This window comes from Ramlibacter sp., assembly GCF_035706265.1.
GTDB lineage: Bacteria > Pseudomonadota > Gammaproteobacteria > Burkholderiales > Burkholderiaceae_C > Ramlibacter.
Genome location: NZ_DASSVG010000100.1, coordinates 1 through 11763, shown reverse-complemented (window position 1 = coordinate 11763; position 11763 = coordinate 1). Strand labels below are relative to the sequence as shown.

The 11763-nt window shown below is 69.7% G+C and carries 12 protein-coding genes and 1 pseudogene; 11 read left to right on the top strand and 2 right to left on the bottom strand.

The features are described 5' to 3' along the window. The 4 genes from VFM98_RS03920 to VFM98_RS03905 form a co-directional block, all read left to right on the top strand. Positions 1-1354 (top strand): Rieske 2Fe-2S domain-containing protein (locus VFM98_RS03920; RefSeq protein WP_325108594.1); only part of this gene is annotated, 1354 nt, incomplete at its 5' end. Beyond that, positions 1351-2823 carry a glutamine synthetase family protein gene (locus VFM98_RS03915; protein ID WP_325108593.1) on the top strand — a complete coding sequence of 491 codons (1473 nt, stop codon included), beginning with the start codon at positions 1351-1353 and terminating at the stop codon, positions 2821-2823. The genes VFM98_RS03920 and VFM98_RS03915, both read left to right, overlap by 4 nt. Beyond that, the gene (locus VFM98_RS03910; protein WP_325108592.1) at positions 2823-3158 is read left to right on the top strand and encodes a 2Fe-2S iron-sulfur cluster-binding protein; all 336 of its coding nucleotides are present in this window, start codon (positions 2823-2825) and stop codon (positions 3156-3158) included. Before VFM98_RS03915 ends, VFM98_RS03910 begins: the two co-directional genes overlap by 1 nt. Before the next feature lie 13 nt (positions 3159-3171). After that, a complete protein-coding gene (locus VFM98_RS03905) occupies positions 3172-3480 on the top strand; it encodes an antibiotic biosynthesis monooxygenase (protein ID WP_325108591.1) in 309 nt (102 codons plus the stop codon). Positions 3481-3673: 193 nt separating this feature from the next. Here the strand turns inward: VFM98_RS03905 and VFM98_RS03900 are convergent, their stop codons facing one another. Next, positions 3674-4339 carry an OmpA family protein gene (locus tag VFM98_RS03900; protein WP_325108590.1) on the bottom strand — a complete coding sequence of 222 codons (666 nt, stop codon included), beginning with the start codon at positions 4337-4339 and terminating at the stop codon, positions 3674-3676. 111 nt (positions 4340-4450) lie between these two features. On the opposite strand from VFM98_RS03900, the gene VFM98_RS03895 reads away from it, so the two are divergent. The 7 genes from VFM98_RS03895 to VFM98_RS03865 all read left to right on the top strand — a co-directional run bounded on the left by VFM98_RS03895 (position 4451) and on the right by VFM98_RS03865 (position 11301). Then, the gene (locus VFM98_RS03895; protein WP_325108589.1) at positions 4451-5794 is read left to right on the top strand and encodes an FAD-dependent oxidoreductase; all 1344 of its coding nucleotides are present in this window, start codon (positions 4451-4453) and stop codon (positions 5792-5794) included. Between the two features lie 10 nt (positions 5795-5804). Continuing rightward, the gene (gtdA, locus tag VFM98_RS03890; protein ID WP_325108588.1) at positions 5805-6860 is read left to right on the top strand and encodes a gentisate 1,2-dioxygenase; all 1056 of its coding nucleotides are present in this window, start codon (positions 5805-5807) and stop codon (positions 6858-6860) included. After that, positions 6857-7558: a fumarylacetoacetate hydrolase family protein gene (locus tag VFM98_RS03885; RefSeq protein WP_325108587.1), complete on the top strand. Its 702-nt coding sequence runs from the start codon at positions 6857-6859 to the stop codon at positions 7556-7558. The genes gtdA and VFM98_RS03885 overlap by 4 nt, the downstream gene beginning before the upstream one ends. A 101-nt stretch (positions 7559-7659) precedes the next feature. Then, positions 7660-8136: a TRAP transporter small permease gene (locus VFM98_RS03880; RefSeq protein ID WP_325108586.1), complete on the top strand. Its 477-nt coding sequence runs from the start codon at positions 7660-7662 to the stop codon at positions 8134-8136. Between the two features lie 82 nt (positions 8137-8218). Next, on the top strand, positions 8219-9535 hold the full coding sequence (locus tag VFM98_RS03875; protein WP_325108585.1) for a TRAP transporter large permease: 1317 nt from the start codon (positions 8219-8221) through the stop codon (positions 9533-9535). A 106-nt stretch (positions 9536-9641) separates the two neighbouring features. Beyond that, positions 9642-10697 (top strand): TRAP transporter substrate-binding protein, encoded by a 1056-nt coding sequence (locus VFM98_RS03870; protein ID WP_325108584.1) that lies wholly within the window; start codon positions 9642-9644, stop codon positions 10695-10697. Positions 10698-10752: 55 nt separating this feature from the next. Further along, positions 10753-11301 (top strand): NUDIX hydrolase, encoded by a 549-nt coding sequence (locus tag VFM98_RS03865; RefSeq protein ID WP_325108595.1) that lies wholly within the window; start codon positions 10753-10755, stop codon positions 11299-11301. Positions 11302-11346: 45 nt separating this feature from the next. On the opposite strand, the pseudogene VFM98_RS03860 reads toward VFM98_RS03865, so the two are convergent. Beyond that, positions 11347-11763: pseudogene (locus tag VFM98_RS03860) on the bottom strand (hypothetical protein); the annotation flags it as partial.

Sequence of the window (11763 nt, the reverse complement as noted above, 5' to 3'; positions counted from 1 at the left end):
CCCGGGCTCGCCTTGCGGCGCGGTCATGCGCCAGTACTGGCAGCCCGTGGCCCTGGTCGACGAATTCGAGCCGCGGCTCGATCCGCGCATGGCGCAGCGCGCGCTCAAGGCGGTGCGGGTGCTGGGGCAGGACCTGATCCTCTTTCGCGACGCGGCCGGCCGCTGGGGCCTGCTCGATCGCGACTGCCCGCACCGCAACGCCGACCTCGCCTTCGCGCGGCACGAGGGCGATGGCGTGCGCTGTCCCTTCCACGGCTGGAAGTTCGACGCCAGCGGCCGCTGCCTCGAAACTCCGGCCGAGCCCGCCGGCAGCCGGCTGTGCGAGCGGGTGCGCCAGCGCAGCTATCCGGTGGTCGAGAAAAGCGGCATCCTCTTCGGCTGGTTCGGCGAGGAAGGCAGCACGCCGCCGCCCTTCCCCCGCTTCGACTGCTTCGAGGCGCCCGCGAGCCACACCTTCGCCTTCAAGGGCCTGTGGCACTGCAACTGGCTGCAGGCCTTCGAGGTCGGCATCGATCCGGCACATCCCTCCTTCCTGCACCGCTTCCTGAGCGACGCCCCGCTGGAGGCGGTGGGCGACAACCCCGCAGGCAAGCAGTTCCGCAGCGCCAGCGCCGGCGACTTCGGCGGCGAGAAGTGGCCGATGACGCGCATCATGCGCGAGTTCCACCAGCCCGAGATCTCCTTCGAGAACCGGCCCTGGGGCCTGCAGATCACGGCGCTGCGGCCGATGACGGAAGAACTCACCCACGTGCGCGTGACGCAGGCGATCTTCCCGCACACCTTCGTGATCCCGCTGTCGGAGACGCTCACCATCACCCAGATGCACCTGCCGGTGGACGACACGCACACCTACTGGTATTCCATCTTCACCAGCTTCGCCGGCCCGGTGGACAAGGAAGCGATGCGCCAGCAGCGGCTGCAGTTCATCGCGCTGCCGGACTACGTGCCGAAATCCGGCCGCCACAACGACTGGGGCTTCGATCCCGGCGAGCAGCGTTCGCGCACCTTCCTCGGCATGGGCGAGGAAGACATCAACGTGCACGACCAGTGGGCCGTGGAGAGCATGGGCGCGATCCAGGACCGCACGCGCGAGCACCTGGGCACCAGCGACAAGGTGATCATGGCCAACCGGCGGGCGCTGCTGCAGGCCATCGAGACGGTGCAGGCCGGCGGTAGCGCGCCGGGTGCGGCAGATCCGGCGCTGACCGCGGAACTGCGCGGCCCCGACACCGTGGACGGCATCGCGCCCGCGGGCGAGTGGGCGACGTGGTGGCAGCAGCGCGTGCAGGCCAGACGGGCCGGCGCCCCGTGGAGCGCCGGCGCGGCGCGCAGCACGGAGGCCCAGCCCACGTGACGTCCTTCGCAGTACGCTGCGGCATCCACGATGCCGCGCGGGAAGACGCGGTTGCGCGGGTGGCGCGGGCGATCGAGGCGCAGGGGCTGGAGCTGGTGCGCTTCGCCTGGTGCGACCTGCACGGCGTGCTGCGCGGCAAGACGCTGGTCGCCTCGGCGGCGCAGCGGGCGCTGCGCGAGGGCGTCGGCATGGTCAGTACGCTGATGCTGAAGGACACCTCGGACCGCACGGCGTTCAAGGTGTTCGAGCCGGGCGGGACGGCCTCGCTGCCCGGCTTCGGCTTCGCCAACAACCTGCAGCTGCTGGGCGATCCGCAAAGCTTCCGCCCGCTGCCCTGGGCCGCGGCCACCGGCTGGATCCAGTGCCAGCCCTGGTTCGAGGACGGACAGCCGGTGGAGCTGGACACCCGCCGCGTGCTGCAGCGCGCCCTGGCCCGGCTCGCGCAGGCGGGCTACGGCCTGAAGTGCGGGCTGGAAGTCGAGTTCCACATCTACCGCATCGAGGACGCGCAGCTCGATCCCGCGCAGGCCGACTGGCCGCCGCCGGCGCCGCGCGTGAGCCTCTTGCATCCCGGCTACAACCTGCTTGCGGAGGGCTGGTACGACCTGGCCGAGGAGCCGCTGCGCATCGTGCAGCGCACCGCGCAGGCGCTGGGCCTGCCGCTGCTGTCGCTGGAAGTGGAGCTGGGGCCCAGCCAGGTCGAGGCGGTGTTCGAGCCCGCCGATGCGCTCACGGCGGCGGACAACATGGTCCTGTTCCGCAATGCCGTGAAGATGGCGCTGCGCCGCGCGGGCTACCACGCCACCTTCATGTGCCGGCCGCCCTTTCCCAACATCATGGCGAGCGGCTGGCACTTGCACCAGTCGCTGGTGGACCTGCGCAGCGGCGGCAACGCGTTCCGCCGCGAGAGCCCGGAGGCGCACACGGGGCCCGACGATGCGGGCCACACGCTGTCGCCGGTGGGCCAGCACTGGCTCGCGGGCCTGCTGCAGCACGCGCGCGGGATGGCGGCGTTCTGCACGCCCACGGCCAACGGCTTCGGCCGCTTCCGCCCCAACGCGCTGGCGCCGCAGTCGGTGCTGTGGGGGCGCGACAACCGCGGCGCGCTGCTGCGCGTGATCGGCGCCTGCGGCGACGCGGCCACGCGCATCGAGAACCGCATCGGCGAGCCGGCGGCCAATCCCTATCTCTATTTCGCCGCCCAGGTGCATGCGGGCCTGGACGGCATCGGCCGCCGCCTGCTGCCCCCCGCCGCCACCGCCGCGCCTTATGGCGGCGCCGGCGAAGGGCTGCCCACCAGCCTGGGCGAGGCGCTGGACGCGCTGCGCACGGACGTGGCGCTGTGCGAGGCCTTCGGGCCGGCCTTCGTCGAGTACTTCACGCGCATCAAGCAAAGCGAGCAGCAGCGCTTCGAGGCCGCGGAGGACCGGGACGAATTCCAGCGGCGCGAATACTTCGGCAGGTTCTGATGAAGAAGATCAAGGTGCACCTGTTCGGGCCGCCGTCGGCGCCCGGCGAAACCACGCTGGAAGCGAAGACCGGCCAGAGCCTCATGCAGGCCGCGGTGGCGAACGACGTCAACGGCATCGCGGCCGATTGCGGCGGCATGCTCACCTGCGCCACCTGCCACGTCTATGTGCGCGAGCCCTTCGCGAGCCGGCTCGAGCTGCCGTCCGCCGACGAGGACGGCATGCTGGCGTTCACCGCCTCGCCGCGCCAGCCGAACAGCCGTCTCAGCTGCCAGATCAAGCTCACGCCGGAGCTCGACGGGCTGGCGGTAGACTTGCCCGAGAAGCAATACTGAGAAGGGCAAGACGATGATCCTGGAACTCGCCGACATCCGCATCCAGCCGGGCAAGCAGAAGGAATTCGAAGAGGCGATCGAGCGCGGCGCGCGCAGCGTGATCGCCCGCGCCGAGGGCTTCCGCGGCTACAAGGTGAACAAGGGCATCGAGTCGCCGGAGCGCTACGTGCTGCAGGTCTTCTGGGACACGCTGGAAGACCACACCGTGAAGTTCCGCGGCGGCCCGCTGTTCGCCGAATGGCGCGCGATCGTCGGACCCTTCTTCGCCCAGCCGCCGACGGTGGAGCACTTCGAGCTGGTGGCGAAGAGCGAAGGGGCGTAGCGCGCTTTCTCGCGATCTGGCGCGCGCTGTTCGTAGGCTGGCGCTGACGCGAGCCCGGGCCGACAGGTCCGGGCTCGCCGGAAGCCCAGCGCTTCGCGGCGCTCGCGCATCGCTGGGCTTCGGCCTGTCGGCGCTCAGCACCAGCCTACGGGGAGGCAGCCACCGTACGGGGAGCCAGCCGCCGCCATCAATCTCACCGCGCCGCGACGCTGCGCTCGCCCAGGAAGATCTCCACCCGGCGGTTGCGCGCCCGGCCGGCGTCGCTGCTGTTGTCGGCCACCGGCTCGTGCTCCCCGCGGCCGGCCACCTGGATCTGGCCGGCGGCCACGCCGCGCGAGACCAGGTAGTTCTTGGTCGCTTGTGCCCGATCAAGCGACAGCCGGTTGTTCAGTTCGTCCGAGCCCGTGCTGTCGGTGTGGCCGATGATGCGCACTTCGGTGTTCGGCTGGTTCGCCAGCCCGTTGGCGAACTGGTCGAGGATGGGCCGCATGTTCGGCTTGATGTCCGCGCGGCCGGTGTCGAACGACAGGTCGCTCGGCACCTCCAGCTTCAGCTGGTTGTCGGCCGTCTGCACGACGGTCGCACCGCTGCCCATGGTGGCTTGCTGCATCGCCAGCTTCTTCTGCTCCATCTGGCGCGACCAGATATAAGTGCCGGCCGCACCCACCCCGGCGCCGATCAGCGCACCCTTGGCATCGCCCCCGATGGCAGCCCCCGCGAGCGCGCCCACGCCGGCGCCGATCGCCGTGTTGCGGGCGGTGGGACTCATGTTGGGCATGTTCATGTCGGCGCAGCCGGCCAGGCCGAAAGCGGTGGCAGTGACGGCGAGCAGCGCGTGGCGGACAGCAGAAGCGTTCATCGTTATGTTCCTTTCAAATGCAATGCAATACGTAGCCCATGCATTGAAGTCGAAACTCGCGCTGACGGTTGTCGGACGAAGCCGACCTTGAGTTTTGTTACGCTCTTCCACATGACCCGCACTCTCACGGAACCCAGCCGCGCAACGCCGGTCTGGGGCGAATACGACGTGGTCGTCCTGGGCGGCGGTCCGGCCGGCATGGCCGCCGCCGTCGCGGCCGCGCGCGCCGGCCGCAAGACGCTGCTGGTGGAGCGCTACGGCTTCCTGGGCGGCATGGGCACGGCCGCCGGCGTGACCAACTTCTGCGGCCTGCATGCCAACGTGCACGGCGACATCCGCCAGGTGGTGCACGGCGTGGCCGACGAACTGCTGCAACGCATCGATCGCCTGGGCGGCCTCAACGCGCCGCATGCCTTGTTCGGCAAGACCGTGGCGCAGGCCTACGACACTGCCGCCTACAAGATCGCGGCCGACGACCTGCTGCTCTCGGCCGGCGTCGAGATCCTGTTCCACGCGCTCGCCGCCGGCGTGGTGATGGACGGCGCGCGCCGCGTGCAGGCCCTGCTGGTGGAAACGAAATCGGGCCGCCACGCGGTGGTCGGCCGCGCCTTCATCGACGCATCCGGCGACGGTGACCTCGCGGCCTGGGCCGGTGCCCCGTACGAGAAGGGCGACGGCCAGGGCAACATGCTCTACCCGTCGACCATGTTCCGCATCAACGGCGTCAACCCGGAGCGCGCCGGCAAGGCCTGGGAAGTGATCCCCAGGCTGATGCTGCAGGCCGAGGCCGAAGGCCGTTACCGCTTCCCGCGCAAGACGCCCATCGTGCGGCCGCAGAAGAGCGGCATCGAATGGCGCGTGAACCTCACGCAGCTGGCCAACCGCGAAGGCAATGCCATGGACGGCACCGACGCGCGCGACCTGAGCGAGGCGGAGGTCCTGGGCCGGCGCCAGATCGCCGAGGTGGCCGGCTTCCTGCGCGAGGTGCCCGGCTTCGAGAGCTGCTACATCGTCGACATCGCGCCGCAGGTGGGCATCCGCGAGACGCGCCGCGTGCGCGGCCTCTACCAGCTCACCGAAGCCGACGTGCTGGAATGTGCCAGCTTCGACGACACCATCGGCGTCAACGGCTGGCCGCTGGAGCTGCACCTCAAGGGCGACGTCGAATTCCGCTGGCCGAAGATCCCGGAAAGCCGCGGCTTCAACCACCTGCCTTACCGGATGACCGTGCCCGAGGGGCTGGACAACGTCTGGATCGCGGGCCGCTGCGCCTCGATGAGCCACGAGGCGCAGTCGGCCGCCCGCGTGACGGGCGCCTGCTTCGTCATGGGCCAGGCGGCGGGCACCGCGGCCGACCTCGCCTTGCGCAACACGGCACCGGCGGCGCAAGTGGACATCGCCGCCCTGCAGGCGCGGCTGGAACACAATGGCGCCTGGTTGGGCCGCAGCACCTAGAGGAGACACCATGAACGCCCCCCTTCCCACCAGGCAGCTGCGCGAGCAGCTCTATAGCGACATGGCGCCGCACCACCTCACGCCCTTGTGGGAAGTGCTGCATGCCCTGGTGCCGCCGCAGCCGAAGACGCCTTGCGTGCCGGCCTTCTGGAAGTACGAGCAGGTGCGGCCGTACCTGATGCGCGCCGGCGAGGTCATCACCGCCGAAGAGGCCGTGCGCCGCGTCCTGATCCTGGAGAACCCGCAGCTGCGCGGCCAGTCGGCCGTGACGCAATCGCTCTATGCGGGCCTGCAGCTGATCCTGCCCGGCGAAGTGGCTCCCAGCCACCGCCACACGCAAAGCGCGCTGCGCTTCATCGTCGAAGGCTCGGGCGCCTACACCGCCGTCGACGGCGAGCGCACCGTGATGCACCCGGGCGACTTCATCATCACCCCGAGCTGGACCTGGCACGACCACGGCCACGAGGCCGACCAGCCGGTGGTGTGGCTCGACGGCCTGGACATCCCGATGGTGCGCTTCTTCGATGCCGGCTTCGCGCAGAACGACACCAGCCGCTCGCAGCAGGTGACGCGCGCCGAAGGCACCAGCTTCGCCCGCTATGGCCACAACATGGCCCCGGTGCGCGCCACCTCGCCCTACGGCCGCACCTCGCCGATCTTCAGCTATCCCTACGAGCGCAGCCGCGAGGCGCTGGAGCAGCTGGAACGCAGCGCGCCCATCGACGAATGGGACGGCACCAAGCTGCGCTACGTGAACCCGCTCACCGGCGGGTGGCCCATGCCGACCATCGGCACCTTCCTGCAGAAGCTGCCGGCGGGCTTCGGCGGCAAGGGCTGGCGCCAGACCGACGGCGCCGTCTACAGCGTCGTCGAGGGCGAAGGCGAAGTGACGATCAGCGCCGGCGAGCAGGAATGGCGCTACGCCTTCGGCCCGCGCGATCACTTCGTAGTGCCTTCGTGGCACACTGCGCGCCTCGCTTCGGCCACGGGTTGCGTCCTGTTCAGTTTTTCCGACCGACCCGTGCACGAAGCGCTGGGTATCCACACCGAAGAAAGGTTGTCATGAGCTACGTCTTCCCGCCGGCGCCGGCCGTCAGCGTGCCCGTCGTGGGCCGCGCCGAGCGCTTCCCGGTCCGCCGCATCTACTGCGTGGGGCGAAATTACGTCGAACACGCCAAGGAGATGGGCTTCACCGGCCGCGAGGCGCCTTTCTTCTTCCTCAAGCCCGCCGACGCCGCCGTGGTGGTGAACCCGGGCCAGACCGCGACCCTGCCCTACCCGAGCCTGACCAAGGACCTGCACCACGAGATCGAGCTGGTGGCCTGCATCGGCAAGGGCGGCAGGAACATCGCCGCCGCCGACGCCCGCAGCCACATCTTCGGCTACGCCGTGGGCCTGGACATGACCCGCCGCGACCTGCAGGCGGAGATGAAGAAGCAGGGCCGCCCCTGGTGCATCGGCAAGGCCTTCGACGCCTCCTCGCCGATCGGCGCCATCACGCCCGCGGAGCAGGCCGGCGACATCGAGAACGCCGAGATCTGGCTGCAGGTGAACGGCAAGGACCGCCAGCGCAGCACCGTCTCGAAGTTGATCTGGAACATCGGCGAGATCATCGAGCACGTCTCCAGGGCCTGGGAGCTCGCGCCCGGCGACCTGATCTACACCGGCACGCCCGAGGGCGTGGCGGCCGTCGTGGCCGGCGACACGCTGGTGGGCGGCGTGGGCGGGCTGGAGCAGATCTCGCTGAAGATCCAGGCGGCCTGAGGCCCGACCCGGGCCCGCCTCGGCACAATCCATAGGACGCGGTGCCTGCGCCGCGCCCTATGATCGCGGCCATCCCGAGAAAGCAACAAGAGGGGCAAGGCTTGCGCGTCCTGGAATCCCTGGCGAAGTTCTGCGCCATCGTGGCCGGTTTCATCCTCACCGGCATCACGCTCATGACCTGCGTCAGCCTGCTGGGACGCAACACCACCGGCACCACGCTGGTGGGCGATTTCGAGCTGACCGGCGTCGCCGCGGGCGCGGCCATCGCCCTCTTCCTGCCCTGGTGCCAGGCCCGGCGCGGCAACATCATCGTCGACTTCTTCACCGCCAAGGCGAGCGCGCGCACCAACGAGCGGCTCGATCGCCTCGGCGCCCTGCTGCTCGGGCTCTCGATCGCCCTGCTCGCCTGGCGCACCACGCTCGGCGGCCTGAGCTCGTACAAGGCCCACTCCACCACCATGATGCTCGGCTTCCCCGAGTGGGTGGTCTACGCCACCATGGTGCCGCCGCTGGGGCTGACGGCCGTCATCGCCCTGTGGCAGGCCGCGTTCGGGTTCGGTGAGGAGGTGCACGAATGAGCGCCGCACGGCCGCCCGAAGGCGCGAAGGCCCCCTCGGGGGGCAGCGCAGTACACGAAGTGACAAGCGTGGGGGCCCTGGTATGAGCCCGCTGGCACTGAGCGGGCTGATCTTCGGATTGATGCTCCTGCTGATGGCGCTGCGCGCGCCGATCGCCATCTCCATGTTCGTCGCCGGCTGCGTGGGCTACGTGCTGCAGGCGGGGCTGGCGCCGCTGGAAAGCTTCCTCAATGCCCAGGCCTTCGCGCGCTTCGCGAGCTACGACCTGTCGGTGATCCCGCTGTTCATCCTGATGGGGCAGTTCGCCACCCAGGGCGGCATCTCCAAGGCGCTGTTCGAGTTCGCGAGCGCGGTGATGTCGCGCTTCCGCGGCGGCCTGGCGATGGCCGCGGTGATGGCCTGCGCCGCCTTCGGCGCGATCTGCGGATCCTCGGTGGCGACGGCCGCCACCATCACCTCGGTGGCGCTGCCCGAACTCACGCGCCACGGCTATTCCGGCCGGCTCGCCACCGGCACGCTGGCCGCGGGCGGCACGCTGGGCATCCTGATCCCGCCCTCGGTGCCACTGGTGGTCTACGCCATCCTCACCGAGCAGAACATCGCCAAGCTGTTCGCGGCGGCCATGATCCCGGGCCTGATCGCGATGGTGGGCTACATGATCGCCATCGGCCTCTACGTGCGGATGGTGCCGGGGCATGCGCCCGAGCACGAACAGGCCTCCCGCATGACGTGGAGGGCTCTCGGCGGCGTGCTGCCGATCGCGGTGATCTTCGCGCTGGTGTTCGGCGGCATCTACGGCGGCTTCTTCACGCCCACCGAGGGCGCGGCCGTCGGCGCCGCGGCCACCTTCCTGGCGGCGCTGTTCAAGGGCGAGATGACGTGGCAGAAGTTCAGGCACTGCTTCTACGCCACCGCCGAAGGCTCGGCGATGATCTTCATGATCTTCATCGGCGCCGACCTGATGAACGCGGCGCTCGCGCTCACCCAGGTGCCGGCACAGCTCGCCAACGTGGTGGGCAGCTGGGGCCTGCCGCCGGTGGCGGTGGTGGCCGCCGTGCTGCTGTTCTACGTGGTGCTCGGCGCCGTGATGGACGAACTGTCCATGATCCTGCTGACGATCCCGATCTTCTTCCCCATGATCATGTCGCTGGACTTCGGCATGTCGAAGGAATACACGGCGATCTGGTTTGGCATCATGGTGCTGATGACGGTGGGCTTCGGCCTGCTGGCGCCGCCGGTGGGCCTGAACGTCTACATCGTCAACGGCATGGCGCGCGGGATCCCGATCTGGGAGAGCTACCGGGGCGTCATGCCCTTCCTGGTGAGCGACACGGTGCGCACGCTGCTGCTGCTGTTCTTCCCGCCGATCTCGCTCTGGTTGCTGAAGTACATCGCCTAGGGGGCCCGGAGCACGCGCGCAGCGCGTGACCGTGAGGGAAAGCCCCCAAACCCCGAAGCGGCCCATGCGTTAACTTCGGCCCCATCTCTCGCTGGGAAAACCGAACATGATCCAACGCAGAACCCTTCTTCGTACCGGCGCCGCTGCGGCGCTGGGCGGCAGCGCCCTCACCGGCTTCGCCCAGCAGTCCGTCACGCTGAAGTTCCACACCTTCATGGCGCCCACCTCCAACGTCTGGCTCAACATGCACAAGGCGTGGATGGACAAGGTGGAGAAGGATTCCAAGGGCCGCATCAAGTTCGAGGCCTATCCGGCCATGCAGCTGGGCGGCACCCCGGTGCAGCTGTACGACCAGGCCCGCGACGGCGTGGTCGACATCATCTGGACGCTGCCCGGCAACACCACCGGCCGCTTCCCGCGGGTGGAGGTGTTCGAGCTGCCCTTCATCATGTCCAACGCCGAGGCCACCTCCAAGGCCTACTGGGAATACGTGCAGACGCTGGCGCCGGACGAATTCAAGGAAACGCAGGTCATCGCCCTGCACGTGCACGGCCCCGGCGTGATCCACACCGTCGACAAGGCGGTGAAGACGGTCGCCGACATGCGCGGCCTGAAAGTTCGGGCGCCGACGCGCCAGGTCACCAAGCTGGTGGGCTCGCTGGGCGCCACGCCGGTGGGCATGCCGCTGCCGCAGATCCCGGATGCGCTCTCCAAGGGCACCATCACCGGCTGCGTGATCCCCTGGGAGGTGGTGCCTTCGGTGAAGGTGCACGAACTCACCAAGCACCACGCCGAGTTCGATCCGGCCGGCGGCGCGCTCTACACCACGACCTTCGTGATGGCCATGAACAAGGCCAAGTACGACTCCCTGCCGCCGGACCTGAAGAAGGTCATCGATGCCAACTCCGGCATGGCCACCTCGGCCTGGCTGGGCAAGGTGCAGCAGGCCGGCGACATTCCGGGCCGGAAGGCCGCGGTGGCCGTGCCGGGCACCAGCATCTTCACCGTCAGCCCGGCCGAGGCGCAGGAATTCCGCCGCCGCTCGCGCCAGATCGAGGTGGAGTGGGTGGAAGACATGAACAAGCGCGGCTTCGACGGCCGCAAGCTGCTCGATACGGCCAAGGCGCTGATCGAGAAGCACACCAAGACGACCAAGGCGTAAACTGCCTGCCATCCTTCCCGGTTCCTGGGCTCCTGCGGGAGCCCTTTTCATGTCCGTGATCCTACGCAGCCCCATCAAGCATTGCCGCAACTGCGGAACCGCCGTGGTCTACCGCGTCCCCGACGACGGCGACACGCACCAGCGCGCCGTCTGCCCGGCCTGCGACACCATCCACTACGAGAACCCGCTGAACGTGGTCGGCACGGTGCCCTACTTCGGCGACAAGGTGCTGCTGTGCAAGCGCAACATCGAACCGCGCTGGGGCAAGTGGACGCTGCCGGCCGGCTTCATGGAACTGGGCGAGACCACCGCCGAAGGGGCGATGCGCGAGACCCACGAGGAAGCCGGCGCGCAGATCGAACTCGAAGGGCTGTTCACGGTGCTCTCGGTGCCGCGGGTCGGCCAGGTGCACCTGTTCTACCGCGCCCGGCTGCTGTCGGACCGCTTCGATCCCGGCTTCGAGACGCTGGAGGCGCGCCTGTTCGAGGAGCACGAGATCCCCTGGGACGAGATCGCCTTCCGCACCGTCAAGGAGACGCTGGAGCACTTCTTCGCCGACCGCGCCCGCGGCCAGTTCGGCGTGCACAACCTCGACGTGCTCTGAGCCGCGCGGCCCCGGCGCGGGGCCGTCGCCCGGCGGCCCGGGCTGCTAGCGCTGGACCTTGCTTTCCTCGCGGATGCGCGCTTCCTCGCGCCGCTTGACGCACAGCGGGTGGTTGCGCGCGCCCGCCTTGTCGCAATGCTCCGCGAGGCACAGTTCCTTGGCGAGGAAGAAGCGCTCCTTGCACTGCTCCACCGCCTGGTAGCTGGCGGAACTGGAGGAGGTCGCCACCTGCGGGCGCGAAGGCTCCGGCTCGGCGCGCGCCGACGGGGGCGGTACCGGGCGCGAGGCGTCGGGGGCCGCTGCCGGCGCGGTGGCGGCGGCCTGCGTCCCGCCGCGGGGCTGGCCGTCGGCGGCAGCGTTGCGGCGGGCCGCGGCCTTCTCGGCCCGCTCCCTGTCGCGTTCGGCCCTGGTGGTCGGCGCGGGCCGCGCCGGCGACTCGGAAGCGGCGGAAGATTCGGCCGG